Genomic DNA, 23,176 nt, shown 5'->3' with positions numbered 1-23,176 from the left:
GATTTCAAAAAATTGGCTGCACGAATGTGTGATCAAGAAAACATTTTCGTGACTGGAACTTTTGCTCACTGTCACCCATTTCAGCTGCATCGGAACGACGAACAAAACGCCGCTCCACTTTCCAAGGAGATAGGAAAAATGAAAAAGATTGTTCTTGCTGCCGCTGCCCTTGCTCTTACCGCCGGTGCCGCCTTTGCAGAAAACCCACGCGTTGGTGAACCTGCCGATCTTTACGCAAACGACCGCACCCCGGTCGCTTCCCAGAAGGTCGACTACACTGCTCCCGCTTCGATCGGCCAGTCCTCGTTCCAGGACGGTTCGGCTCATCGCTTCGGTGACGCATCGCCTTCGAGCTACCAGAACTAAGTCTTTTCCCAAGACTTGACGACTTGACGCAGGGCGTCGTCAGTGGCCTCCCAGCCGATGACGCCCGGTAAATTCCGGAGCTGGATATTCCTCCCAACCGTCCAGCTTCGCCCAGTTATCTCCCCGATGGATGGCATGGTCGCCACCCGGGAGCCCCGGAAAGGCTTCTATGCCATCCGAAGGGGCGGTTTGTTTCAATGCATTTGTGCGAAGCCGAATGTGTCCATTTGACCGCAAAATGCTTCAGAAGGATTATGAAAATGAAGAAGTTTGCTCTTGCTGCCGTTGCCGTTGCCCTTAGCGCCGGTGCTGCTTTCGCTGAAAACCCGCATGTCGGCGAACCTGCCGATCTTTATGCAAATGACCGCACGCCGGTTGCAACGCAGAGCCAGAAGCTCGACTACACGGCTCCTGCCTCGATCCAGAAGGCTCCGGTCTATCAGAACGGCTCGGCTCATCGCTTCGGCGACGCTTCGCCCTCCAGCTACGAGAACTAATCCAGACAGCATGTCTGTTGAAAAAGGCGAAGCCTCAGGCTTCGCCTTTTTGTTTGTTCAGGCTTCGTCGGGCGGCAGTATGGAATGTTTGAGCCGGACCGGCTTCAAACGCTGCGGAAGCTGTTCGAACGACACGCCGTCGAGCAGCAGCGGCTTTACGACATCCAGGCGAACCAGCAGTCCGGCATCAAGCGTCGCCTTGTGGCCGAAGACTTTGCGGACCGCGCCGAACCCGCCGTCTTCCGGCAGCGAGAAGCGCGCGGCGCCACCGCCATGCTCCATATGTCGGCGCAGAACTTCCTCCCACCCCTCCTGCGGAATGGAACCGGGCGTCAGCAGCAGCACCCAGGGCGTACGGATTTCATCGAGCGCGGTCTCAATATCCATTTCCGCATGGAACGCACAGCCGGCACCCAGCGCGACCAGGGCGGTCTCATCCGACGAGCCCCTGTCGATGACCGACACACGTCGCAGCAACCCCTCCACGACCGCCGGCACCAAAGCCGAAAGCGTGTGAGCCAGCGCTCTCTCGGAATTCAGGGTTTCTATGACGACTGACAACATGCGCGCTTCATATATCAAGAATGCGTGAGCGGAAAGCTGACACTTTTATGTTCTTGATTTGTTCTAATTCTTGTTATAGGAATAGATTCATCAGAACAGAGTCGCATGGCAGCACGGCGCGCACCGTAGAACAGCTCCGATCTTGGAAGGACGCTGTCCCGGCTGGGTTTCGTCGTGATCCTACAAAGCCAGATGTTTCCATGCAGGGAGACGAAGATGGAAGTGATCCAGCAGGCAGATATCATCAAGCAGGCCGACAGGGCTGCCTTCGGTAGCGGGCGCGCGGATCACGCCAATGCGGTGATCGGCGAGGCCGGATTGCGCATCGATCACGCCCGCAGGCGCGGACGGGGAGCGGGCATCAATCCGACCGGGCGCTTCGAGCCGACCACGCGCCACGACTTCGATGATGGCTGGACTACGCTTGAGGAACTGCCGCCGTTCAAGACCGACGTGCAGATCGAAAAGCCGCGGACGATCATCACCCGCAATGATTCACCCGACATCAGTTTCGACCGCTCGATCAATCCCTATCGCGGCTGCGAGCATGGCTGCATCTATTGCTTTGCCCGCCCGACCCACAGCTACATGGGACTTTCTGCCGGTCTCGATTTCGAATCCCGTCTCTTTGCCAAGCCGGATGCCCCGCGTCTTCTGGAGCGTGAACTGGCCAAGCCCGGTTACCAGCCGAAGACCATCGCCATCGGCACCAATACGGACCCTTATCAGCCGGTCGAAAAGAAGTGGCGCATCATGCGCGAAATTCTTGAAGTGCTGGAGGCCGCCAATCATCCCGTCGGCATCGTGACGAAATCCGCTCTGGTCGTGCGGGATATCGATATTCTTGGCCGCATGGCCGAGAAAGGGCTGGCCAAGGTCGCCTTGTCGGTCACGACGCTCGACGCCCATCTGTCCCGCACGATGGAACCGCGCGCCTCGACGCCGACGCTGCGGTTGCAGGCCATTCGCAAACTGGCCGATGCGGGCATTCCCGCCTCGGTCATGATGGGACCGGTCATCCCCGGCATCAACGATCACGAGATCGAACGCATTCTGGATGCCGCCTATGCACAAGGTGCGCGGGAGGCAGGCTATGTTCTGCTGCGCCTGCCGCTCGAAGTCGCGCCCTTGTTCAAGGACTGGCTGCTGCGCAATTATCCGGATCGCTACCGCCACGTCATGTCGCTGGTGCGTTCCATGCGCGACGGCAAGGATTATGATGCCGAATGGGGCAAGCGCATGCGCGGCACAGGTCCATATGCATGGCAGATCGGTCGCCGTTTCGAAATCACCGCGCGCAAGCTCGGCTTCAATGCACGCCGCCTTCAGTTGCGCACCGATCTGTTCGAGCCGGTCGAAAAGGGAGGCAAGCAGCTGTCGCTGTTCTAGAGAATTTCCAGCAAAAGCGTGTGCCGGTTTTGCGTTTGATAAGGCGATAAAACAAATAGCCGGAGCGGTTTCCGCGTTTCTCTGCGAGGGAACCGTTGTGGAATAAACACAAAGGGGCAGCCTGGCCCCGCGTCGCTTTTCAACCTGCTCGACCTGCCAGTTGCCTGTTGAATTTCCGTCTGATTGTCCTTCAGACGGAGGGGCCGCCTGCTTTCACGCCACCATCCTCAAGCAGGGCCCTTGCGGAGAATCGGAAGCAATGCGAGCATTGCCGCCAAATGAAACGCTCGGCTTCTGATTCTCCGCTCCTCTTTGACATCCCGATCGCGCCTGACTTCTCGGAAGAGAAAAGGCTGCTTTCGCGTGGCTTGAAACATATCGTCGGCATAGATGAGGCCGGACGCGGTCCCCTTGCCGGGCCGGTGGTTGCTGCTGCCGTCGTGCTCGATATCGACAACCTCCCGGACGGGCTGGACGATTCCAAGCGGCTTACGGCTGCGAGACGCGAGGCCCTCTACGAAATCATCCTGGCGAAGGCCATCACCGTTTCGGTTGCAAGCCTCAGCGCCCGCAGCATCGACGGAAGCGATATCAGGAAGGCCGCGCTGGAAGCCATGCGGCGCGCTTCCATCGGGCTGACCCTGCGCCCATGTCACGCGCTGATCGATGGCCGCGATGTGCCGCCGGGGCTTGCTTGCCCCGGTTCGGCGCTTGTCAAAGGGGATCAGCGCTCCATTTCGATCGCTGCGGCTTCCATCGTCGCCAAGGTAACGCGGGACCGCATGATGATCCGGGCCGGTGCGGCGCATCCACCTTACGGGTTGGAAATTCATGCGGGCTACGCCACCGAAAGGCACCGGGCCGCCATCGAGACGGCGGGGCCCGTGCCCGGCATCCACCGCTACACCTTCGCCCCCATCAAAGATCGCTTCGGCGTTTAAACCGTCGCTAGCCTGGCAGCAAAGCCGAACAGCAGCGCCGCAAAGCCCCAGCGCTGGACCGACTGTATGGCCGGATAACGTTTGAACAGGGTTCCGAGCGATGAGCCTGTAAAGGCATAGAGCGTATCGAACAACAAGCCGACCGCGGTCATGATGCCGCCCAGAATCGCGAACTGCAGCGCTATACTGCCATTTCCCGGATGCACGAACTGCGGCAATAGGACGGAACAGAACAGCAGCGCTTTCGGGTTGAGCAGATTGGTGAGAAGGCCCTTGCGGGCCGAAGCCAGATAGGACCGCCGTTCACGCACACCGCCAACCGCATCCACTGTCGGCAGAGGATGGCGGATGATCCCTATGGCAAGCCAGACGAGATAACAGGCGCTGACGATCCGCACGCACTGGAACGCCACAGGAAAGGCATGCAGAAGCGCCGCCAGACCGAGCGCGGCAAGGGCCACATGGCACGTGCGCGCGATTGCGAGGCCAGCGGCTGTTGCCAGCGCATGGGCCCTGCCCTGCGCTGCGCCGGTCTGGAGCAGCAGAAGCATGTCCGGCCCCGGAATAAGAAATGCAGCAGCAAGTGCGCCCGCGTATAACCACATCTCGCTCATCAATATCGCCTGTAAGGATCATGCCAAATTGGTCGCGACGCAGAGGCTCATCGAAAATGATGCCGATTGCGAAGCAGCGTCATGTCGCAGACTATCCGGGGATGAAGGCGCATGTCCTTGCGATTTGTGGCGCATTGCTCACCCTTTTTGATATAATCAGCCAACAGATCAACTCAAGTTGCCGGATCATGCCAAAACTTAAGCTAGATGCCATCGACCGCAAGATACTCACGGCACTTCAGGAAGACGCCCGGCTCTCCAATGTCCAACTGGCTGAGAAAATCGGCCTTTCGCCCTCTCCCTGCCTGCGCCGCGTCAAGATGCTCGAAAAAGCGGGTGTCATCCGAGGCTATCATGCAGCACTGGATCGCAATGCGGTCGGACTTGGCCTGACTGTCTTCGTCGGCATTCGCGTGGAGCGCCATCACGAGGAAACGGCCACCGCGTTCCGTACCTCCGTGCAGAACCTGCCCGAGGTGTTCTCCTGTCATCTCGTATCCGGGGAATCCGATTTTCTGTTGCAGGTCGTGGTGGCCGATCTCGCAGCCTATGAACGGTTTCTATCCGGCACGCTGCTGCGCCTTCCGGGCGTGATCGACATTCGGAGCAATTTTGCTATCCAGACGGTCAAATCGCAGGGAGAGCTGCCGCTTGCGCATCTGACCGAGAACGAAGACTGATTGCACGTCTGTCCATCGGAGCCTGTCATGCCAGACATCGTCAGTGCGGTTCTCCTCGGACCCCAAGGCATACTTCTGGGCCGTCGCAGCCCGGATCGTCGGGCCTACCCCAACCGGTGGAGTTTTCCGGGCGGGCATGTCGAGGTCGGAGAAGACCTTGATTGCGCGCTGCAACGAGAAATCCACGAGGAACTTGGACTGACCCTCCGCTCGTTTTCCTTTCTCACGACGATAGAGATCGCAATACCGGCAGCGTCATTCCATCTCTATACCGTTACCGCATGGGACGGTCAGCCTGCCATTCGCGACCGGGAGCACACCGAGCTGCGATGGTTCACGCCGCAGGAAGCAGAGGCATTGGCTGACCTTGCGCTCGAAGAGTACCGCCCGCTGTTCCGCAGATTGGGAGGGACGGAAACCGGCCCCGAATCCGACCGGTTCTAAAAACCTTTTCTCGACGTAAAACAAAAACGCCGCCCTTTGGAGGCGGCGTTTCTGAAATTATGGGAGCCGTGATCAGTTCAGGTTTGTCTTGACCTGAGACAAGGCATCCTTGAACAGGTTGCCTGCAACCTTTGCATCGACCTTTTCGGCAACGATCTTGCCAGCTGCGGCGACTGCAAGGTCGACCGCCGATGCGCGGACCGCATTGATGGCATCGACTTCAGCCGTTGCGATCTTCTGCTCGGCAAGCTTGTTGCGGCGTGCAACATATTCTTCCGTCGCGCGCTTGGCGTCTTCGAGAAGCGCCTTGGCTTCACGTTCGGCGGAAGCAACGATATCGCTTGCTTCCTTTTCGGCTTCCTTGCGCTTGCGATGATATTCGGCCAGCAGCTGCTGGGCTTCTTCGCGAAGCGTGCGTGCTTCTTCCAGCTCGTTCTTGATGCGGTCAGCGCGCTCGTCGAGCGACCGGCCGACCATGCCCGGAACCTTCAGATAGGCGAGGATCGCCAGAAAGATGATGAGGCCAATCAGTGCCCAGAATGTAGCGTCCATTGTCCTCTCCTCAGGCGTTGGCGGCCTTGACGGCTGCTGTTACCGATGCCTTGTCGGCCTTGGTGCCCAGAAGCTGTTCGACGATCTCTGCCGTGGTTTCCTCGGCAATGTTGCCGACGTCGTTCATGGCCTTGGCCTTGATCGCGGCGATGCGTTCTTCGGCTTCCTTGAGCTTGCCTTCGAGGGCTGCTTCGGCGGAAGCGCGTTCTGCGTTGGCTTCACCCTTGCCCTTTTCGCGTGCGGCTTCTGCAATCGAAGCAGCCTTGGTGCGGGCCTGGGCCAGTTCCTGCTCATAGGCAGCGATAGCGTTGTCGGCATCCTGCTTGAGGCGGGCTGCCTGCTCGAGATCCTGAGCGATGCGGTCGCGACGGGTTTCGATCACGCCGCCGATGCGCGGCAGAACCACGCGCGACATGAACAGATAGAAAAGCCCGAAGGTGATCGCCAGCCACAGGAGCTGCGAAGCGTAATGGGTGGAATCAAACGGCGGGAATACGCCGCTGCCGTGTCCGGCATCGTGAGCGACCCCGGTTTCGGTGTGCACAGCATCGGCTGCGCCGTGCTCGCCAGCAGCAGGTGCCAGTTGCGATTCGGTGGCGGTTTGGGCAAACGCCGTGGACACGAACATCCAGATTTCCCCTTTAATCCAGCACGATCCGATCCCGATGGAGAAAGACCATGCCTTACTCAGACGACATATGCAAAGGCCAGCCGCGCCTGCATCTTCCAGCGGACATGACCTCAAGGACCATGTTCCAAAAGCTGCTTCGCGGCCAGCCCGTTTCTTGCGACCGTTGATTAGACGGCGAAGAGGAGCAGAAGCGCGATGAGCAGCGAGAAGATGCCCAGAGCTTCCGTAACGGCGAAACCGAACACCAGACGGCCGAACTGGCTGTCAGCAGCGGACGGGTTGCGCAGAGCGCCGGAGAGGTAGTTGCCGAAGATATTGCCGAGGCCGAGAGCCGTACCGGCCATACCGAAACAGGCGAGACCGGCGCCGATGTACTTTGCTGCTTCCGCTTCCATGTTAAGCTCCTTCTGGATTGAATATAAGCGCGGATTTCAGTTCTGGCGGTCGCCCGCCGGCTTGAACTCAGTGTCCCGGATGTACAGCGTCGTTGATGTACATGCAGGTGAGAACGGTAAACACGTAGGCCTGCAGGAAGGCTACGAGGAATTCGAGTGCGGTGATCGCAACCGTCATGATCAGCGGCAGGACAGCGCCGCCGATGCCGATCGGGCCGAGGGCTGCCAGCGAGACGACGAAGCCCGCAAAAACCTTGAGCGTGATGTGACCGGCAAGCATGTTCGCAAAGAGACGAACCGAGAGGCTGATCGGACGCGACAGGAACGAGATGATTTCAATGGCGACAACCAGCGGCACAATGATGCCGGGAACGCCGCTCGGCACGAACAGCTTGAGGAAGCCGAAGCCGTGCTTGAAGAAACCGTAGATGATGACCGTGCCGATGACCAGAACGGCAAGGGCGAAGGTCACGATGATCTGGCTCGTAACCGTATAGAAATACGGGAAAAGACCGAGAAAGTTTGCGACCAGAACGAACATGAACAGCGAGAAGACGAAGGGGAAGAACTTCATGCCCTTCGACCCTGCTGAATCCCGCAGGCTGGTGGCCACGAATTCGTAAGCCATTTCCGAAACCGACTGAAGACGGGTCGGGATCAGGCCGCGGCCCGAAGACGTCAGATAAAGAAAGCCCGAAGCGACCACGACGGTTGCGACCATGAAGGCCGAAACATTCGTGAACGACAGGTCAACACCGCCTACGTCGATGGGAATCCACCGGGAAACCTGGAACTGATGGATCGGATCGTTCGCCACCTTAACCTCGTCTGTCTTCCCTGCCCGAAGGCAATTTGGCCTGCCCGAAGGCACTTCGCTTGCCCGAAGGCAACGTTGCTTGCCCAAGGGCGTTTCAGTCTCGGACCAGAAGGCCCACTTGTTCACTCACACTTGAACGAACTTTACCGTGAAGCCCGTCAAGCCCTATTTCTTGTCGTTCTTTTCCGCGCTAGATTTGACGTTGCCCTGTTCGGCAACATATCCAGCGGAACGAAGCACGTTGAGGACGCCCGCACCGAAGCCCAGAAGGAGAAATACGATCAATCCCCAGGGCGATGTACCGGCGACACGATCGATGAACCAGCCTATCAGCGCACCGACCAGAACCCCTGCGATGAACTCGCTGGAAATCTTCATGGCCTGCGCGACCGAACTTGCAGTCGCCGATCGCTCATCCTCGGAAGCCGGCTGCTTGAACACACCTTTTTTGGCCAGTTCGGCCTCCAGGCGATTCAAGCGCTGATCCAGCTCCCCGGAACCGGGCTCATTCCTCGCATTCTTGATCGCACCGGATGGCTTTCCGGGTTCAGTCCCGCGCGCCATTGGCAGCTCCTTTTTTCAAGAAATACGAGGATTTCAATCCCATTTCCAAGTTGCGCGCAACATATTGACACGCCGTCCGCTAGTCAAGGCGGTGCAGGCATTGGTCCAGAAGGTTTTTTATCCAGCAATCTCAATTACTTAGATATTGGTGCGACTCATTTTCCGACCAAAGAACCAGATTGGCCACATTATTGGCCAAAAAAACGGAATCGATTTTGGAGGATCGCGCCATATTCGGGTCCGCTCCAAAGCCGGTTATATGCGCCTGTTCGGGCTTTTAGTCCGCTAACAAAAACGTGAGTTGAAACGCGCCGATCCCGTTACTGGCGCAGACGGGATATTCAGCTCCACCCGCCGCCATAGGTCCGATAGAAAACGTGAAGGCCGATCTTGGTGACCTTCTTCATGGTCGGAGCCCAGAACGGACGAACATAGGTCGCGTGATAATGGGTGGCGGAGCCGACTTCCGGCAGCCATATCTGTCCGGCGGAGACAGTCTTTGCCACCTGCTGGGCCATGCGCCATTGCGGCATTTCGGTTACGCGGTGTTTCTGGCCGTCGCAGGCAAACGAAAACTGGCAGGCATTGAGCCAGTCGCGGTTCTGGTACACCACGCCGCAGATCGTTCCCGGATAGGCGGGATTGCGCACGCGGTTGAGGACGACCTGGGCGACCGCGACCTGCCCCTTCACCGTTTCGCCCCGGGCTTCATAATAGACGGCTTCGGCAAGGCACTTCTGCTCGCTCTTGCTGAAGGCGGACGGCGGCAGCGGCGTCGCGGCCCATTCATGATCCTGTTCGCTGATAGGCGGCACGAAGCGCCCTTCATCCGGCTGGGGCTTCAGGATGCTCTCGAAAGGCGATGTCTTGCCGTAGTCCGGCGTCGCAGGCGCATAACCAAGGGCCAGCACATCCGGCTGGTCATTGGTAATGAGCTTGGCAAGCTGGGTCGGCATTTCGGCGCGCGGCTTCGGCGGCTGGACCGCATGGAACGCCATGGTGATGGCGACTTCCTTGCCTTCCAGCTTGCTGGAGAAAGCCATTTTCGCGTCCGTCTTTTCAGGCGGACGCGTGATCATGCTGATCTTTTCAAACATGCTGCCGGCGGTGAAGGCCTTGGCCGGCGCCTTGGGCTTTACCGAGACGAGACGGCCCGTCTTGTCGGCGCGATGGATGCGGTTTTCATCGGGGTTCGGATCGTCCGGGCCGAGCTTTGCCGTCTTGCGCCCGCCCGACAGCGCAACGCGGCCTATGCCCGGCACCTCTATGCCGTTGTTGGCAATGCTGCCCGTCACGGTCGTTGCATCGACGAAGGGCATTTCGGCCTGATGGACGGAGCCGACCGGCGCCTTGGCGACGAAAGCAGTCCAGCGGTGCGTTCCCATGTCGGCGGAAGGCACGAGGCTCGCCATGTCCTGAAAGGCAATCGCATTGGAATTGAAGAGATAGGTAATGGCAGCCAGAACCAGCGGCACCATACGGTGCGGTTTATGGACTGTCTGGCGAGGCTTTGCGCGGACGGCGTAATAGCGCCCCTCCTCCGGGCAATAGCCCGTGACAGGGTAATGCCACACCGGCTCGGCAACGGCCTTCCTTCGACCAAACAGCGCTCGTAAAGATACAAGACGCACCGCACACTCCACTCACACTGACTGAACCATGCCGGTGATAACGGAGTATTAACCTTGTCCTGTGGGTTGGGGACACGCTTGCAGCTCTGGCGAATACAGTCATTATCAGCAGCGCATTAACCATGAACGAATATGGTTAATGCGGGGTTTAAGCGAATTCCGCTTTACAAATTGCGGACAGCTACGGTGAGGAGGTGCATCATGGATAAGGTCACGGGCGGCTGCCTGTGCGGCAAAGTCCGCTTCGAAGCGGCGGGACAGCCGTATCGGGTCGGCATCTGCCATTGCCTCGATTGTCGCAAGCATCATGGCGCGCTGTTTCATGCCTCGGCGATATTTCCCGAGACTGCGGTTACGGTCGAGGGAGAAACCGGCGACTATGCGGGACGGCATTTTTGCCCGCGCTGCGGGTCGTCCGTTTTCGGCCACAGCGGCGATGAGATCGAAATCAACCTCGGTTCGCTCGATGCGCCGGATCAGTTCAAGCCGACCTACGAACTCTGGACCATCCGCCGCGAAAGCTGGCTGCCGCCTTTCCCGGACATGCATGGCTATGAGCGCAACCGCGATGGGTCGAGCCGGTTCGAGGAGGGAATTTATGGAGGCGCTTGAAAATCGGAATTATCGCGCTGGCTTTTTTCTGAGGGGTATGATGAACACACGCTTTTCGCCTGCCTGTGCCGCAGTTCTGCTTGCTGTTGCGTTGGCTCTTCCGGCAGGGAACGCCTTTGCCAAATCCGCCTGCGATGGCGTGACGACCACGCTCACCAAACAGCAGAAAACAGACTACAGGTCGCTCATCGCACAAAGTCTCGGCAAGAAAGTCAAACCCGCTTCCGTCGACATTCAAAGTTTCATGCAATATGGCAACTGGTCTGTCCTCTATGCGGATGTTCCGGTCGCTGATCCCGGCTATTTCTTCTTCGATCTTTCCGGCAAGTCGCCCAAACTGAAGGACGTCTGGGGCGGGATGGCTGAAAGAGACGAGATGCCCGATCTGGTCAAATGGGCTGAAAAGCTTGGTGCCAACAAGGAAATTGCCGCCTGCTTTGCCGATACGGCAACTGCTCCTTAAGTTATGCAGTGACTTCACAGACCATGTTCGACTTGTGAAAGCCCCAATCATCTGTGAAAAGCGGGCAGATACTGACCTGTTCAAAGCGAGCACCATGTTCAAGAAAACTCTCTTCGCCGTGGTGCTCATCGCCATCGCATTATTCGGCTATACGAAGGTCATGGCCAGGATAAGCCTGGCCGAACCTCCGCTTGCCGCACCGTCCGAACAACAGGCCGATGCGATCAGGGTTGAAAAGGCTAACCGCCAGATGACCCTGTTGCGCGACGGCAGAACAATCGGCACCTATCGCATATCGCTCGGCAGCAACGGCGATGGCGGTCACAAACAGCGCGAAGGCGATGAAAAGACGCCGGAAGGGCATTACGTCATCGACTGGCGCAACCCGCGCTCAATGGCGCATCTGAGCCTGCATATTTCCTATCCCAACGAAAACGACAAACAGGCAGCAGCGGCTGCCGGTCATGCACCGGGCGGCAATATCATGATCCACGGCCTGCCGAATGGCTGGGGCTGGCTTAAATCGGCACACCGGCTCTGGGACTGGACCGATGGCTGCATTGCCGTCACCGATGCGGAAATGCGTGACATATGGGCAAGGGTTCCGACCGGAACGCCGATAGAAATTCTGCCCTGACGGCCAGTGACGTATCGCTAGCCTTCCAGACTGCCTCCAGAGCATTTCCTGTTTCACTGAATCACTGGAAATGCTCTATCGTTTCTCTTTACGCATGTCTCCGGGAACCGGTTCGCATTTTCGGGAGACATACTCTAGCTCTTCACCGACCAGCGTTCGATATCCGCACTCTGCCCGATCAGTGCGAGGCCGTTGGCAATGGAATCGAACTGGTTCGAGCTTGTCACCTCGGCATCGGGAAAGCGGCTTTCAAACACGGTTCGGATGACCGGCACGAACGACGTGCCGCCAGTGAGGAAAACCCGGTCGATAGACGAGGTTTCCAGCTCCGCTTTTTCGACCGCCTGCTGCACCGAGTTTTCGATCTGGCGCACATCGTCCGCGATCCAGTTTTCGAAATCATTGCGGGTAATGTCCGAACGGATTTCAAAATCATCCGCCTTGAAGTGCAGTTCCGACATGCGCTGCGAGGAAAGCCGCACTTTCAGGTCCGATACGGCGCGATAGATTTCGTAGCCATAATCGTTCTCGATCAGGTTGATGAAATGTTCGAGCGGCTTGGGGTCAACCGCTTGCCGGGCCAGTTCGTCCAGATCGCGGATGGTGGCCGGAGAGTTCATCAGGAACAACGTGTTCCAGCGCGCAAAATTTGCATAATAATGGTTCGGCACAGTCAGCCTCTTGCCGAAGGACTGATATTCTGTCCCCTTTCCAAGCAGCGGCGATACGGCATTGTCGATGATGCGGTAATCGAACGTATCGCCGGCAATACCGACACCCGTCTGGCTGAGCGGCGTGAAACTCAGGCCTTGCCTGCCCACGTCGAACCGGACGATGGAAAAGTCGCTGGTGCCGCCGCCAAAGTCGGCCACCAGAACGGTGGACGCGGCCGTCAGTTCCTGCGCATAAAAATAAGCGGCGGCGACAGGCTCATAGACATAATGAATGTCGGTGAAGCCGAACGCCCGGAACGCCTTTTCATAGCGCTGCATGGCCAGCGCTTCATCGGGCGAAGCGCCTGCAAAGATCACCGGCCTGCCGATGACCACGCGATTGCCCTTTGGCGGCAGGCGGTCGCCCAGCCGTGCGGCAACCGTTTCGAGGAAAGTGGTCAGAATATCCTCGAACTTGAAGCGCTTGCCGAAGACCGGCGTGTCGGTGAAGGATTTCGATGCCGCGAATGTCTTGAAGGATTGCAGCATGCGCGTGGAGTGCGGCGCGTTGACGAATACGTCCATCGCCCATGGCCCACTTTCGACGGTGCGCTCGCCTGTTTCACGATCCTGCCAGAAGCAAAGAACCGAACGGTAGCCGGTAATATCAACCCCATCCTTCGGCACACTGAGAACCGCCGTCGTGCCATCGGCTGCGGCAACGGAAAGAACCGTGTTGGTCGTGCCAAAATCGATGCCCAATGTCACGCCGTCAAATGGGCTCTGGTCAGCCTTCGTCATCACTGCACCTTTTTTGGAGGAAATCGGGGAGCGGGCGGATTAGCAGCAGTGGCAGCCAAGCTCAACCCGAAAGTGTGGATTTGGCGCAGACTAGAGCATGTCTCCCGAAAGCGGGAACCGGTTTCGGGTCAAAGTCATGCGATAAAACAAACAGAGCATTTCCAATGATTCATCAGAAACAGGTAATGCTCTAAAAAAAAGAGGCGGCCTCAATCGAGCAGAAGGCGCTCCTTCCAGAAAATGAAAGCGCCCATGTCTTTTCAACTAAATTATGAGATTCCGACGCTGGACTTATTCAGCCAGATTTGATTGACCGGTAACATCAATTTGTCCAATAATACAGGAAATTTCTAAATGTCTGATGAAGTGACTGAGCATATCCCAATTGGCGGTGGACTCCTTCTCTTGCTATTGGGAATTATCATTAATCTATTAGTCAGCGCTTATATGATATATATTTATATCAAAATATCATATATTATGAATATTGGCTTCGGAACACAGTCTCTTAATTTGTCATATCACATATTGATAAACATAATATTTTTCATTGGATCATTATACGCGCTATACGCAAACTATTACTATCTGAAAAGCTTCAGGTATTTCATGGTGCTATTCCTGTTTGCCTCCGGCATATTGAATATGCTGCCAACCCTTTTTGCAGAACCCGCAACCGCAGCGGAGTCCGACGCCAGCGGTTTTGTGCTGCTTCTATCATGGCTGCCGGCAATTATATGGGTCCCCTACCTTCTTTATTCCGCAAGACCGAAGCGAACCTATGTTTACGATAAGTCTAATAATCCATGGCTATCGAAATCACGGCAAGCCTGACGCGGCTGCAGACGACAACAAAAAGCCCGGATCGCTCCGGGCTTTTTTTTATTTCTTCTTTTTGGCGCGGCCTGCGAACGGATTGTCCGAGGTACGCAAGGAAAGCCTGATCGGCACGCCCGGCATGTCGAAGGTTTCGCGCAGGCCGTTGATGAGATAGCGCACATAGGATTGCGGCATCGCATCGGGGCGCGAGCAGGACACGACGAAGCCCGGCGGGCGGGTCTTTACCTGCGTCATATACTTGACCTTGAGGCGGCGGCCCGAAACTGCCGGCGGCGGCTGGTGCGCGATGACGCCTGCCAGCCAGCGGTTGAGACGCCCGGTCGAAACACGGCGGTTCCAGATTTCGTGGGTCTTGACGACATTCTCCATGAGCTTGTCGATGCCCTGCCCGCGCTCGCCGGAAATCGGCACAGCACGCAGCCCACGCACCTGCGGCAGCAGGCGGGCCGTCTTTTCGTAAAGATCGGCCAGAACCATCTGGCGGTCTTCGATCAGATCCCATTTGTTGAATGCGATGATCGGCGCACGGCCCTCACGGATGATGAGATCGGCGATCTGCAGATCCTGCTTCTCGAACGGGATGGTCGCATCGAGCACGATGATCACCACTTCCGCAAAACGGATCGCGCGCAGGCCGTCGGCGACCGACAGCTTTTCGAGCTTTTCCTGCACGCGCGACTTGCGGCGCAGGCCAGCCGTATCGAACAGCTTGATCTTGCGGTCGCGCCATTCCCAATCGACCGAGATCGAGTCACGCGTGATGCCTGCTTCCGGTCCGGTCAGCAGGCGGTCTTCGCCCAGCATCGTGTTGATGAGCGTGGACTTGCCGGCATTCGGGCGTCCGACGATGGCGATGCGCATCGGCTTGGTCGCATCATAGGCCGGGATTTCTTCTTCATCCGGGTCTTCGATGTCGTCGCCGATCAGTTCACCTACAACCTTCGGCGTGAAAACCTCGTCCTCGGCTTCCTCTTCCTTCTCGTCGGCAAAGACGCGCTCTTCGCCCAAAAGCTCGACAATCGCGTCGCGCAGGTCGGGCATGCCCTGACCGTGCTCGGCAGAGATCGGGCATGGTTCGCCGAGACCAAGCTGGAAAGCATCATACATGCCGGATTGCGCGCCGCGCGCTTCCGCCTTGTTGGCAACCAGCACGACCGGCTTGCCGGAACGGCGAACCACTTCGGCAAAGGTGCTGTCGGTCGGCGTCAGGCCGTTCTTGGCATCAACGACGAAAAGGATGACGTCGGCTTCCTGAATGGCAGCCTCGGTCTGGGCGCGCATCCGCGCTTCCAGGCTGTCATTGGCAGCTTCTTCAAGACCCGCCGTATCGATAACCTGAAACTTCAGATCGTAGAGCTTGGCATCGTGGATGCGCCGGTCGCGCGTGACGCCCGGCAGGTCATCGACCAGCGCCAGCTTGCGGCCGACGAGGCGATTGAACAGCGTGGACTTGCCGACATTGGGACGCCCGACGATGGCGACTGTAAAACCCATGGAAGAAGATAACTCCAAAACTTGCGAATTTATGTGCTTTGCGCGTCAGGCACCTTGACGCCTGCGCTGCGCATCAGATCGAGCATCGTGTTGGACCGCTGGCGGATATTGGCCGGGGCCAGACTGTCATTGGCGATCTGCTGGAACAGCTTGACCGCATCGTCGAAACGTTCGGCCTTCCATGCGGCCAGGCCCAGGGCCTCCCGCGCGCTGGAGCGCATCGGATTGCCGTCAGCGGAAAGCGTTTCCACGCGCTTGGCCACATCGTCATAGGAACCGCTGTCGACCAGCAGATAACCGGCGCGCAGGCGCGCGACATCGCGCAGCGGCGCAGGCACGGCATTGTCGGCAGCAACGTCGTCGAAAGCCTTCACGGCACCGGCGGCATCACCCTTGTCGGCGATGACCGATGCGGCGCGAAGACGCGCCAGCACCGGATAGGAGCCGTAGCCGGTCTTTTCCAGATCGGCGAGTGCGGCGAGCGCCTCGTCGTTCTTGCCTTCCGAGGCGAGATCCAGCGCGGCCAGGAACTTGTCGCCGGAAGCGGAAGCCTTGCTGTCGGTCCAGTGCTGATAGCCGACCCAGCCAGCCGTCCCCAGCACGATGGCCACGGCGGCGCCGATCACCAGCGGACCGAAATTCCGCCAGACCTGCTTTGCCCGTTCCGAACGGATTTCCTCGTTTACCTCGCGAATGAAACTGTCGTCTGCCATGGACCTGCCACTAAAGCCAAATTGATGTTCGATATTTATGCGTTCTGGCGCTTTTAGTCGGAATTCGCGCCAGATGTAAGACCCGTATGCGAAATAAGCCAACACATGCGTTACAAAGTGCATTCCGGTCCGACAATCGCCTTATTCAAGAACTAGCCACGGAATTTCCGGAACTGTTTCCCCTCCCCCTCGTTTAGTGGTCCATGCGCTTTCTGTCCCCCCGCTCATTTCTGCTTTCAGCCCTTGCTCTTTCCACCTGCGCCGCGCAGGCGGAGCCGGTGCCCGCAAAGCCGCAATATGTGCTGATCTCCTTCGACGGTGCCCATGACAATGCGCTGTGGACCCGCTCGCGCGAACTGGCGAAGAAGAACAACGCCCACTTCACCTATTTCCTGTCCTGCGTCTTCCTGATGACCAGACAGGACCGGCGCGATTACCAGCCGCCGCACAAGCGGGCGGGTTCGTCCAATGTCGGCTTTGCGCTCAGCCGCGATGAAGTCGTCGCGCGTCTTGGCAATATCTGGCAGGCGCATCTGGAGGGAAACGAGATTGCCAGCCATGGCTGCGGCCATTTCGACGGCACCGACTGGTCGACCGCCGACTGGGACAAGGAGATCAGGGAATTTCGCCGCATCACCGCCGACGCCTACAGGAATAACGGCATCGACGGCGAGCCGGAAGGCTGGCGCGACCTCGCGCTGAAGGGCATAAACGGCTTCCGCGCGCCCTATCTCGCCGCGTCGAAGCCGGTGCAGGACGCGCTCAAGGCAAACGGCTTTCGCTATCAGGCATCGTCCGTTACCCGCGGCCCGGAAGCGCCGATCCTCGCCGGTCAGTTCGCTTCATTCGGATTGCCGCTTATCCCGGAAGGTCCGTCGCAGCGCCCCATCGTGGCGATGGACTATAATCTCTTTGTCCGCCACTCCAAGGGCAAGGAAGCGCCGCAGCAATCGGCAGCTTTCGAGGAACGGGCCTACAAGGCTTTCCGGGCGGCGTTCGACAAGCAATATGCGGGCGAGCGCATTCCGCTTCAGCTCGGCTTTCATTTCGTGCTGATGAATGACGGCGCCTACTGGCGCGCCATGGAACGGCTGGTGACGGAAGTCTGCACCAGGCCGGATGTCAAATGCACGACCTATGGCGATTATCTGGACAGTCTCGACAAGGAGACGGTCCACGCAGGCCAGAACAGGTCCTGACTTCAGGCCGAAGGCACCGTTTCCAGATCTCCGCGATCGGCCGATGGCAACGGCTCGTCATGGATAGTCGCCTCGAAAGCCCTCAGTCGCTTGTAGATCGACAACAGCTCGATGATCGTCGTCCAAGACTTGACGAGATACTGGAACGATTCCTGTACCTGCGAAAATACATTGATGATCTGGTTCATCAGGCCGAGCGTCAGCTTTCCAGCCACAATGGACGGTATGAGGATCAGGGTCGCGAAAATATTGTCGGCCTGCAGATAGAAAATGCGGGCCACGTTGAAATAGACATAGTGGAAATAGAGCCGGAAATAATTGTGCCGGACGTTGCGGAACAATTCGGCCATTGTGACTGGCCCGGCGCGATCGTCATGATCTTCACCATAGACGAGTTCCTTGCGGTAAGCCGCTTCCACGCGCTGGTTGTTGAACTCCAGTCCCGGCAGCTTGATGCCGACCAGCGCCAGCAGACCGGTGCCGAAGGCAGCCCAGAAAACAGCCGCCCATACAAGCGCATGTGGTATTGTGCCGATAACCGGCAACTCGGTGATTTTCTCGGAAAAGCTGAACAGGACCGGCAGAAAGGCGATCAGCGTCAGAATAGCTTTCACCAGATTGACACCGAGCTGTTCCAGCGTTGTTGAAAAGCGCATCGTATCTTCCTGCACACGCTGTGCAGCGCCTTCGATGGAACGCAGTTTCGGCCAGTACCTGACATAATAGTCATTCATCGCCGTGCGCCATCGGAAGATATAATGGCTGACGAAGAAGAGGCTCAAAACGCTGACCGTGACGCCAATAAAGGCAATCTTGGCAAACGTGACCAGCCCCCAGTAGAAATCGGCCGCGCTGACGGCGCCGGGTGTTGTCAGCGCCTTCTGTATCATGTCGTAGAACGGCCCATACCATGCATTGACCGCCACGCTGACCTGCACGCCGAAATAGGTGGTGAACAGGATCAGCGCCGATCCGAGTATCGACCAGCGCTGCCAGGGATGCGGTGAAAACCACGCCCAGAACAGATAGAAGGCGAATATCATCACCGCGAAGTAGATATAGAACCAGAGAAACGGCGCCGACCAGAAGATGCTTGCGCCGATAATCGGCGCGGCGTCGGGCGCCAGCGGCGGCAGGCCGAACACTGCGCCCAGCCGTTCACCTCCCTCGTACCAGCCGATTATCGCCAGCAGGCACCAGATCACGACGGACCAGAAGAACAGTTTCGGACGGGGGAAAAACGACACAAACACCGGGTTACATCCAACTCCTGAGGAATTATCCTCATAAGAAGCCGGTCCTTGTGCGTTTACCAGTTAAATTCCTGTAAGGTTTTCAACCCGCTGTTCGGGCGGCGCGTCCCGCCACGATGCCAAGCACCGCGACGACCACCAGCGAGAGCGCTGCGGCCAGACTTGCCGACGTGAACGAACCGGAGCGCTGCGCCATGAAACCTGCCACCAGCGGGCCGACGATCTGGCCGATGCTGAAGCAGACGGTCATCCGCGCCAGAGCGCGTTTCGGTGAAGACGGTGCGAGCGTGCGGGCAATCTGCAATCCAAACGCCGTCAGTGCCATGAAGGTCATGCCCAGAAGCGCACCGCCCACCAATGGACCGAGTGGCGGCGCCAGAACCACGCTTGCCGCAACGCCCACCGCCTCAAGGGTGGCCGTCAGGGCAAATGCGTTGAAGAGGCCGAATTTACGGGCTGCGGGAGCCCACAGCCAGATGGAGGGCGCTGCCATCAGGCCGGTCACCACCCACACAGCCGCTTCCATCAGCGGACCGCCATCGGTCGCGCGCACGATTGCAATGAGGAATGTGGCCGTGATCACATAGCCGAAGCCGAAGATGCCATAGGCCAATGCCAGCGCATTGAAGGCGAGGCTTTTGGGGAGCGGCGGTTCGCGCGTGCCGCTGTTTCCGCCGACCGGACCTTCCCGGACGAAAGCCGCGACCAGAACGGCCATCACAATGGTGAGAATGGCAGCGCCGATCCAGTCGGCCCGCCAGTCGAGCCCGGCAAGGCGGATCAGCGCCACCAGAACGGCAGAAAGCGCAATGCCACTGCCGACGCCGCCGAAATGCAGGGCTCCAAGCCCGGCCCTTTCCGCCGCCGTGACATGACTGAGCACGATTGCCGTGCACAGGATCATCGTCACCGCGCTTATGAAACCGGCCGCAAAGCGGATAATGGAAAACAGCCAGACGCCGTCAAAAAGCGCCATGGCTGCGCAGAGCAAACCGCTGATTATCAGGCCCGCGATCACGCTTGCCCGTTCGATGCCCGCAGACCAGCCATAACCGGCCACGACTGCCCCCAGCAGGTAGCCGATATAGTTTGCCGATGCGATGAACCCCGCATCGGCGGCAGTGAAGCCGATATCGGCCATCATCCCGGGCAGGATAGGCGTATAGATGAAACGCCCGATCCCCATGGCAGCAGCCATGGCAAGAAACCCGCCGAAAGCATAGCGAACGGCGGTGCGATGGTGTGAAGATGCGGGCTTGGTCATTTGCAGGGAGGTCTCAGTCATTGGCGGCAAAATAAGCTTCATTCATCCAGGGACAATTGAATTTTTCTGATCGGATCGATCACACGGATTGACGCTGAAACCGCTCCCGATCTCCGAAACCCGACGACAGAGTTGGATTTGAACTCTGCCGGAGCAGAACTACAATAGATCTATTGCACTCTCTTGATGGAGGATCAGGATGAACAGGTCGAAATTCTGTCTGTGGGCGACCGTGACATTCGCCACCGCAGGATCCGTCCAGGCACAGGAACTGAGGACCATGGATGATGTGGGCAGCGCATTGAACGCGTGCTGGACCGCGCCTGCGGGCAGCAAGAATTCAGCCGTGACCCTCAGCTTCAGCTTCAAGCGCAACGGCAGCCTGATGGGGCCGCCCCGCCCCAGCGCGATCAACGTTCAGGGCGACGACAAGGCGAAAAAGGCATTCGTGAACGCTGCTATCGACGCGGTCGAAAAATGCACGCCGCTAAAACTTGCGCCCTCGCTGGCAGAGGGTATCGGCGGGAATGTCTTCACCATGCAGTTTCATTCGGCGGATTGATCGATGCCAGACAAGGCGGTTGCCAGACGTCTGCTGGAAGATCACGTCGCACCATACGATGATCCCATCGCCTTCACACGAGGCCAGACGGTATCCCTGACCGGAGAGGCCGAAATCTGGGACGGCTACCGGTGGCTGTGGGCCGTGGGAGCGGATGGCCGTGCGGGGTGGATTCCCGATAACAGCATCATGGTCAAGGACGATACGGTCATCACTCTGCGCGACTACTCGGCGATGGAACTGAACTGCAACAAAGGGACCATCCTCCACGTCATCGAAGAAACGCATGGATGGGCATGGTGCAGTGCGCCCAATGGATTTTTCGGTTGGGTGCCGGCGAACAAACTTGCCTGACATTCCCCCCGTTTTGAGCGAGCGAAAAGTTTCTCTTGCGAATCGCATAAGTGCGTGCTTATGTGACGGCATGAATGAGAACGATATATTCAACGATGTTTTCAGGGCGCTTGCCGATCCGACCCGCCGCATGATCTTCGAGAAGCTGGCATCGGGCAGCATGAATGCCAGTGCGTTGCGGGAAGGGATGGAGATCAGCCAGCCCGCCATGTCGCAGCATCTGGCGGTGTTGCGCGGCGCGGGACTGGTGCGTGAGGAACGTGAGGGACGCTTCGTCAATTATGAAGTCGATCCGAACGGACTGACCCTCATCGCCAGCTGGCTTGGCAAATACCGCGCCTACTGGCCGGAACGTATCGATGCTCTCAAAACCTTGCTGAAGGATATGGACCAATGACCGACCGGCAGGAAGAACACCGCGAAAAAGCGATAGAGCTGGAATATGAGCTGGATGCCGCGCCGCAGAAAGTCTGGCGCGCGATCAGCATTCCGGAATTTCGCCAAAACTGGCTTCCATCCGAGGCACTGGCCGACCCGGAACCTGCGTCCTGCAAGCCCGGCGAGGAGATCAGCTACCGGATGCGGGAAAGCGAGCCGCCCTTTCTGGAAAGCATGGTGACGTTCCGCATCGTGCCGGGCATTTCCGGCGGCACCTGTCTGCGCGTCATCCACGAATTGAACGACGCGCGGGTGAAACATGCCGCACCGGTTGCCGCCAACAGCAACCGGATGCCGGTCATGCGCGCCGCCTGAAGCACCTACATCCTGATTTTGGAAGAGAGGAGTTCGCCATGCGCGAAACGATGCAACTCGTCCCTATGGTCGTCGAACAGTCAAGCCGCGGCGAAAGGTCTTTCGATATCTATTCACGCCTGCTGCGCGAGCGGATCATCTTTCTCAATGGCGAAGTGAACGACACCGTATCCGCGCTGATCTGCGCGCAATTGCTGTTTCTGGAAGCGGAAAATTCCAAACAGCCGATCAATCTCTATATCAACTCGCCGGGCGGCGTCGTGACCAGCGGCCTCGCGATCTATGACACCATGCGCTATGTCCCGCGCGCCGGTGCACACGCTCTGCATGGGGACGGCCCGTTCCATGGGTTCCTTCCTGCTGATGGCGGGGGAGCCCGGCCATCGCGCCGCCCTTCCCAATGCGAACCTGCTTGTTCACCAGCCTTCCGGTGGCTTTCAGGGGCAGGCATCGGACATTTTCATCCATGCCGAGGAAGCCCAACGAACCAAGCGGCTGATGACGCGTCTTTACGCCGAACATTGCGGCCGCACCTATGAAGAGGTGGAACGCGCGCTTGACCGCGATAATTTCATGACTGCGGAAGCGGGTCTCGAATGGGGATTGATCGACCGCATTCTAGAACGGCGGGAAGTTGCGGCGGCGTGAGAAGCAGGGCCTTCTGTCGCCAGCAGCGTTGTATATGTCCCCCGGGAACAGTATCAACGCCGGATGGATAGAAATCACGCAGCAATCCCCGAAGAAGCGGCAAAGGCCTTGATCGTCCTGCAGGAATGCCTGGGCTCATCCTTGCAGGCCCTATATCTGCATGGCTCCGCCGTGAATGGCGGCCTTCGTCCCAATAGCGACGTCGACCTGCTGGCGGTCTGCGACCGGAATCCGGCACCTGAAACCAGTGCGCTTCTCGTTGACCGGCTGATGCAGATATCGGGCCGGCACCCGGTCGCCCCCGGAATGCCCCGATGCCTGGAGGTGATGATCTTCCTGCGGCAGGACCTCGCCGCTTCTCGCTATCCTGCGCGGTGCGCCTTCATCTATGGAGAATGGCTGCGTGACGAATTCGAGGCCGGGATCGTGCCGCAGGCCCATACCGACCCCGAATATACACTGGTGCTCGCGCAAGCCGGCCAAGAAGCAATAAGCCTTGTGGGGCCCACGCGTGAGCATCTTCTGCCATCCGTGCCGCATGAGGACGTGCGGCGGGCGATTGCCGATGCCCTGCCCGCCCTTATCGGCAACCTTGCAGGCGACGAGCGCAATGTCCTGCTGACGCTGGCGCGGATGTGGTACACGCTCGAAACCGGAACATTCGCGCCGAAGGACGCCGCGGCCGAATGGGCGCTGCCGCTTGTTTCCCCCGAGACCGCCGCAGCCCTTGCGCTCGCGCAGGCGGCCTATCGGGGCGCGGCTGTTGACGACTGGCAAAGCCATCCCCTGCTCGCAGGGCAGGCGGCTGAGGAACTGGCACATCAGGTGCGGCTGCGTTTCTGAAA

29 protein-coding genes and 1 pseudogene are annotated in these 23,176 nt (G+C 58.5%); 17 read left to right on the top strand and 13 right to left on the bottom strand.

Annotation, left to right across the window (positions count from 1 at the left end):
* Nucleotides 1-138: 138 nt before the first annotated feature.
* A complete protein-coding gene (locus tag OINT_RS02235) occupies nucleotides 139-366 on the top strand; it encodes a hypothetical protein (RefSeq protein WP_006473370.1) in 228 nt (75 codons plus the stop codon).
* A gap of 260 nt (nucleotides 367-626) precedes the next feature.
* Entirely contained in the window at nucleotides 627-863 is a 237-nt protein-coding gene (locus OINT_RS02230; protein WP_025089686.1) for a hypothetical protein, read from the top strand.
* A 57-nt stretch (nucleotides 864-920) separates the two neighbouring features.
* On the opposite strand, the gene OINT_RS02225 is transcribed toward OINT_RS02230, so the two are convergent.
* Nucleotides 921-1,427: a glycosyltransferase family protein gene (locus OINT_RS02225; protein ID WP_039852286.1), complete on the bottom strand. Its 507-nt coding sequence runs from the start codon at nucleotides 1,425-1,427 to the stop codon at nucleotides 921-923.
* A gap of 216 nt (nucleotides 1,428-1,643) precedes the next feature.
* On the opposite strand from OINT_RS02225, the gene OINT_RS02220 reads away from it, so the two are divergent.
* Together OINT_RS02220 and OINT_RS02215 are read left to right on the top strand one after the other, a co-directional pair.
* Nucleotides 1,644-2,816 (top strand): PA0069 family radical SAM protein, encoded by a 1,173-nt coding sequence (locus tag OINT_RS02220; RefSeq protein ID WP_025089688.1) that lies wholly within the window; start codon nucleotides 1,644-1,646, stop codon nucleotides 2,814-2,816.
* Between the two features lie 278 nt (nucleotides 2,817-3,094).
* Nucleotides 3,095-3,757, top strand: a complete 663-nt coding sequence (locus OINT_RS02215) for a ribonuclease HII (RefSeq protein ID WP_006472838.1) — start codon at nucleotides 3,095-3,097, stop codon at nucleotides 3,755-3,757.
* Here the strand turns inward: OINT_RS02215 and OINT_RS02210 are convergent.
* Nucleotides 3,754-4,371, bottom strand: coding sequence for a LysE family translocator (locus tag OINT_RS02210; protein WP_039852285.1), 618 nt, complete (start codon nucleotides 4,369-4,371; stop codon nucleotides 3,754-3,756). The genes OINT_RS02215 and OINT_RS02210 overlap by 4 nt on opposite strands.
* A 188-nt stretch (nucleotides 4,372-4,559) precedes the next feature.
* Between OINT_RS02210 and OINT_RS02205 the strand changes: the two genes are divergently transcribed.
* Nucleotides 4,560-5,051 (top strand): Lrp/AsnC family transcriptional regulator, encoded by a 492-nt coding sequence (locus OINT_RS02205; protein ID WP_025089690.1) that lies wholly within the window; start codon nucleotides 4,560-4,562, stop codon nucleotides 5,049-5,051.
* 27 nt (nucleotides 5,052-5,078) lie between these two features.
* Nucleotides 5,079-5,495 carry an NUDIX domain-containing protein gene (locus tag OINT_RS02200; RefSeq protein WP_039852283.1) on the top strand — a complete coding sequence of 139 codons (417 nt, stop codon included), beginning with the start codon at nucleotides 5,079-5,081 and terminating at the stop codon, nucleotides 5,493-5,495.
* 72 nt (nucleotides 5,496-5,567) lie between these two features.
* On the opposite strand, the gene OINT_RS02195 is transcribed toward OINT_RS02200, so the two are convergent.
* From OINT_RS02195 to OINT_RS02170, 6 genes are all read right to left on the bottom strand, one after another.
* Complete coding sequence (locus OINT_RS02195) at nucleotides 5,568-6,047, bottom strand: F0F1 ATP synthase subunit B (RefSeq protein WP_006466156.1); 480 nt, start codon at nucleotides 6,045-6,047, stop codon at nucleotides 5,568-5,570.
* Between the two features lie 10 nt (nucleotides 6,048-6,057).
* On the bottom strand, nucleotides 6,058-6,675 hold the full coding sequence (locus OINT_RS02190; protein WP_039852280.1) for a F0F1 ATP synthase subunit B: 618 nt from the start codon (nucleotides 6,673-6,675) through the stop codon (nucleotides 6,058-6,060).
* A 170-nt stretch (nucleotides 6,676-6,845) separates the two neighbouring features.
* Entirely contained in the window at nucleotides 6,846-7,073 is a 228-nt protein-coding gene (locus OINT_RS02185; protein ID WP_006466154.1) for a F0F1 ATP synthase subunit C, read from the bottom strand.
* 67 nt (nucleotides 7,074-7,140) lie between these two features.
* Nucleotides 7,141-7,890 (bottom strand): F0F1 ATP synthase subunit A, encoded by a 750-nt coding sequence (locus OINT_RS02180; RefSeq protein WP_006472926.1) that lies wholly within the window; start codon nucleotides 7,888-7,890, stop codon nucleotides 7,141-7,143.
* 165 nt (nucleotides 7,891-8,055) lie between these two features.
* Nucleotides 8,056-8,454 carry an AtpZ/AtpI family protein gene (locus tag OINT_RS02175; RefSeq protein ID WP_006466152.1) on the bottom strand — a complete coding sequence of 133 codons (399 nt, stop codon included), beginning with the start codon at nucleotides 8,452-8,454 and terminating at the stop codon, nucleotides 8,056-8,058.
* Between the two features lie 341 nt (nucleotides 8,455-8,795).
* Nucleotides 8,796-10,085, bottom strand: coding sequence for a cell wall hydrolase (locus OINT_RS02170; RefSeq protein ID WP_006472924.1), 1,290 nt, complete (start codon nucleotides 10,083-10,085; stop codon nucleotides 8,796-8,798).
* Between the two features lie 201 nt (nucleotides 10,086-10,286).
* Here OINT_RS02170 and OINT_RS02165 point away from each other — a divergent pair, with 201 nt between their 5' ends.
* The 3 genes from OINT_RS02165 to OINT_RS02155 all read left to right on the top strand — a co-directional run bounded on the left by OINT_RS02165 (nucleotide 10,287) and on the right by OINT_RS02155 (nucleotide 11,797).
* Nucleotides 10,287-10,697 (top strand): GFA family protein, encoded by a 411-nt coding sequence (locus tag OINT_RS02165; RefSeq protein ID WP_006466150.1) that lies wholly within the window; start codon nucleotides 10,287-10,289, stop codon nucleotides 10,695-10,697.
* 40 nt (nucleotides 10,698-10,737) lie between these two features.
* Nucleotides 10,738-11,160 carry a hypothetical protein gene (locus OINT_RS02160; RefSeq protein WP_036565825.1) on the top strand — a complete coding sequence of 141 codons (423 nt, stop codon included), beginning with the start codon at nucleotides 10,738-10,740 and terminating at the stop codon, nucleotides 11,158-11,160.
* Between the two features lie 94 nt (nucleotides 11,161-11,254).
* Complete coding sequence (locus OINT_RS02155; protein WP_006472922.1) at nucleotides 11,255-11,797, top strand: L,D-transpeptidase family protein; 543 nt, start codon at nucleotides 11,255-11,257, stop codon at nucleotides 11,795-11,797.
* 134 nt (nucleotides 11,798-11,931) lie between these two features.
* On the opposite strand, the gene OINT_RS02150 is transcribed toward OINT_RS02155, so the two are convergent.
* On the bottom strand, nucleotides 11,932-13,251 hold the full coding sequence (locus tag OINT_RS02150; RefSeq protein WP_006472921.1) for an Hsp70 family protein: 1,320 nt from the start codon (nucleotides 13,249-13,251) through the stop codon (nucleotides 11,932-11,934).
* A gap of 354 nt (nucleotides 13,252-13,605) precedes the next feature.
* On the opposite strand from OINT_RS02150, the gene OINT_RS02145 reads away from it, so the two are divergent.
* Nucleotides 13,606-14,085, top strand: a complete 480-nt coding sequence (locus OINT_RS02145) for a DUF2569 family protein (RefSeq protein WP_006466147.1) — start codon at nucleotides 13,606-13,608, stop codon at nucleotides 14,083-14,085.
* A gap of 48 nt (nucleotides 14,086-14,133) precedes the next feature.
* Here the strand turns inward: OINT_RS02145 and der are convergent, their stop codons facing one another.
* Both der and OINT_RS02135 read right to left on the bottom strand, forming a co-directional pair.
* Nucleotides 14,134-15,585, bottom strand: a complete 1,452-nt coding sequence (gene der, locus OINT_RS02140; RefSeq protein ID WP_006472920.1) for a ribosome biogenesis GTPase Der — start codon at nucleotides 15,583-15,585, stop codon at nucleotides 14,134-14,136.
* A gap of 29 nt (nucleotides 15,586-15,614) precedes the next feature.
* The gene (locus OINT_RS02135; protein WP_006472919.1) at nucleotides 15,615-16,298 is read right to left on the bottom strand and encodes a tetratricopeptide repeat protein; all 684 of its coding nucleotides are present in this window, start codon (nucleotides 16,296-16,298) and stop codon (nucleotides 15,615-15,617) included.
* Between the two features lie 203 nt (nucleotides 16,299-16,501).
* Here OINT_RS02135 and OINT_RS02130 point away from each other — a divergent pair, with 203 nt between their 5' ends.
* Nucleotides 16,502-17,497 (top strand): polysaccharide deacetylase family protein, encoded by a 996-nt coding sequence (locus OINT_RS02130; RefSeq protein ID WP_006466144.1) that lies wholly within the window; start codon nucleotides 16,502-16,504, stop codon nucleotides 17,495-17,497.
* Between the two features lie 2 nt (nucleotides 17,498-17,499).
* Here OINT_RS02130 and sbmA read toward each other — a convergent pair whose 3' ends face one another.
* The gene (sbmA, locus tag OINT_RS02125; RefSeq protein ID WP_006466143.1) at nucleotides 17,500-18,750 is read right to left on the bottom strand and encodes a peptide antibiotic transporter SbmA; all 1,251 of its coding nucleotides are present in this window, start codon (nucleotides 18,748-18,750) and stop codon (nucleotides 17,500-17,502) included.
* A gap of 82 nt (nucleotides 18,751-18,832) precedes the next feature.
* Nucleotides 18,833-20,014, bottom strand: a complete 1,182-nt coding sequence (locus tag OINT_RS02120) for a YbfB/YjiJ family MFS transporter (RefSeq protein WP_006472918.1) — start codon at nucleotides 20,012-20,014, stop codon at nucleotides 18,833-18,835.
* Nucleotides 20,015-20,213: 199 nt separating this feature from the next.
* On the opposite strand from OINT_RS02120, the gene OINT_RS02115 reads away from it, so the two are divergent.
* From OINT_RS02115 to ant(9)-Ic, 6 genes and pseudogenes are all read left to right on the top strand, one after another.
* Nucleotides 20,214-20,576 (top strand): hypothetical protein, encoded by a 363-nt coding sequence (locus OINT_RS02115; RefSeq protein ID WP_006466141.1) that lies wholly within the window; start codon nucleotides 20,214-20,216, stop codon nucleotides 20,574-20,576.
* Between the two features lie 3 nt (nucleotides 20,577-20,579).
* Nucleotides 20,580-20,930 carry an SH3 domain-containing protein gene (locus OINT_RS02110; protein WP_006466140.1) on the top strand — a complete coding sequence of 117 codons (351 nt, stop codon included), beginning with the start codon at nucleotides 20,580-20,582 and terminating at the stop codon, nucleotides 20,928-20,930.
* A gap of 70 nt (nucleotides 20,931-21,000) precedes the next feature.
* Nucleotides 21,001-21,327, top strand: a complete 327-nt coding sequence (locus OINT_RS02105; protein WP_006472917.1) for an ArsR/SmtB family transcription factor — start codon at nucleotides 21,001-21,003, stop codon at nucleotides 21,325-21,327.
* The gene (locus OINT_RS02100) at nucleotides 21,324-21,683 is read left to right on the top strand and encodes an SRPBCC family protein (RefSeq protein WP_006466138.1); all 360 of its coding nucleotides are present in this window, start codon (nucleotides 21,324-21,326) and stop codon (nucleotides 21,681-21,683) included. Before OINT_RS02105 ends, OINT_RS02100 begins: the two co-directional genes overlap by 4 nt.
* Nucleotides 21,684-21,721: 38 nt before the next feature.
* Nucleotides 21,722-22,331 (top strand): annotated as a pseudogene (locus OINT_RS02095) (ATP-dependent Clp protease proteolytic subunit).
* Nucleotides 22,332-22,394: 63 nt separating this feature from the next.
* Nucleotides 22,395-23,174 carry an aminoglycoside nucleotidyltransferase ANT(9)-Ic gene (gene ant(9)-Ic, locus OINT_RS02090; RefSeq protein ID WP_006466136.1) on the top strand — a complete coding sequence of 260 codons (780 nt, stop codon included), beginning with the start codon at nucleotides 22,395-22,397 and terminating at the stop codon, nucleotides 23,172-23,174.
* Nucleotides 23,175-23,176: the final 2 nt, after the last annotated feature.

Source organism: Brucella intermedia LMG 3301, assembly GCF_000182645.1.
In the GTDB taxonomy this organism is placed as follows: Bacteria; Pseudomonadota; Alphaproteobacteria; order Rhizobiales; family Rhizobiaceae; genus Brucella; species Brucella intermedia.
This window is presented reverse-complemented; position numbering and strand designations above follow the sequence as displayed.

Excerpts from the sequence above, each read along its gene's own strand:
- OINT_RS02135 (WP_006472919.1), bottom strand. The coding sequence starts at position 16,298 with ATGGCAGACGACAGTTTCATTCGCGAGGTAAACGAGGAAATCCGTTCG.
- OINT_RS02190 (WP_039852280.1), bottom strand. The coding sequence starts at position 6,675 with ATGTTCGTGTCCACGGCGTTTGCCCAAACCGCCACCGAATCGCAACTG.
- OINT_RS02110 (WP_006466140.1), top strand. The coding sequence starts at position 20,580 with ATGCCAGACAAGGCGGTTGCCAGACGTCTGCTGGAAGATCACGTCGCA.
- OINT_RS02160 (WP_036565825.1), top strand. The coding sequence starts at position 10,738 with ATGAACACACGCTTTTCGCCTGCCTGTGCCGCAGTTCTGCTTGCTGTT.
- OINT_RS02145 (WP_006466147.1), top strand. The coding sequence starts at position 13,606 with ATGTCTGATGAAGTGACTGAGCATATCCCAATTGGCGGTGGACTCCTT.
- OINT_RS02230 (WP_025089686.1), top strand. The coding sequence starts at position 627 with ATGAAGAAGTTTGCTCTTGCTGCCGTTGCCGTTGCCCTTAGCGCCGGT.
- OINT_RS02220 (WP_025089688.1), top strand. The coding sequence starts at position 1,644 with ATGGAAGTGATCCAGCAGGCAGATATCATCAAGCAGGCCGACAGGGCT.
- OINT_RS02165 (WP_006466150.1), top strand. The coding sequence starts at position 10,287 with ATGGATAAGGTCACGGGCGGCTGCCTGTGCGGCAAAGTCCGCTTCGAA.
- OINT_RS02115 (WP_006466141.1), top strand. The coding sequence starts at position 20,214 with ATGAACAGGTCGAAATTCTGTCTGTGGGCGACCGTGACATTCGCCACC.
- OINT_RS02235 (WP_006473370.1), top strand. The coding sequence starts at position 139 with ATGAAAAAGATTGTTCTTGCTGCCGCTGCCCTTGCTCTTACCGCCGGT.
- OINT_RS02205 (WP_025089690.1), top strand. The coding sequence starts at position 4,560 with ATGCCAAAACTTAAGCTAGATGCCATCGACCGCAAGATACTCACGGCA.
- OINT_RS02185 (WP_006466154.1), bottom strand. The coding sequence starts at position 7,073 with ATGGAAGCGGAAGCAGCAAAGTACATCGGCGCCGGTCTCGCCTGTTTC.
- der (WP_006472920.1), bottom strand. The coding sequence starts at position 15,585 with ATGGGTTTTACAGTCGCCATCGTCGGGCGTCCCAATGTCGGCAAGTCC.
- OINT_RS02100 (WP_006466138.1), top strand. The coding sequence starts at position 21,324 with ATGACCGACCGGCAGGAAGAACACCGCGAAAAAGCGATAGAGCTGGAA.
- OINT_RS02155 (WP_006472922.1), top strand. The coding sequence starts at position 11,255 with ATGTTCAAGAAAACTCTCTTCGCCGTGGTGCTCATCGCCATCGCATTA.
- OINT_RS02120 (WP_006472918.1), bottom strand. The coding sequence starts at position 20,014 with ATGACCAAGCCCGCATCTTCACACCATCGCACCGCCGTTCGCTATGCT.
- OINT_RS02195 (WP_006466156.1), bottom strand. The coding sequence starts at position 6,047 with ATGGACGCTACATTCTGGGCACTGATTGGCCTCATCATCTTTCTGGCG.
- OINT_RS02175 (WP_006466152.1), bottom strand. The coding sequence starts at position 8,454 with ATGGCGCGCGGGACTGAACCCGGAAAGCCATCCGGTGCGATCAAGAAT.
- OINT_RS02150 (WP_006472921.1), bottom strand. The coding sequence starts at position 13,251 with ATGACGAAGGCTGACCAGAGCCCATTTGACGGCGTGACATTGGGCATC.
- OINT_RS02225 (WP_039852286.1), bottom strand. The coding sequence starts at position 1,427 with ATGTTGTCAGTCGTCATAGAAACCCTGAATTCCGAGAGAGCGCTGGCT.
- OINT_RS02210 (WP_039852285.1), bottom strand. The coding sequence starts at position 4,371 with ATGAGCGAGATGTGGTTATACGCGGGCGCACTTGCTGCTGCATTTCTT.
- OINT_RS02200 (WP_039852283.1), top strand. The coding sequence starts at position 5,079 with ATGCCAGACATCGTCAGTGCGGTTCTCCTCGGACCCCAAGGCATACTT.
- OINT_RS02105 (WP_006472917.1), top strand. The coding sequence starts at position 21,001 with ATGAATGAGAACGATATATTCAACGATGTTTTCAGGGCGCTTGCCGAT.
- OINT_RS02130 (WP_006466144.1), top strand. The coding sequence starts at position 16,502 with ATGCGCTTTCTGTCCCCCCGCTCATTTCTGCTTTCAGCCCTTGCTCTT.
- OINT_RS02215 (WP_006472838.1), top strand. The coding sequence starts at position 3,095 with ATGAAACGCTCGGCTTCTGATTCTCCGCTCCTCTTTGACATCCCGATC.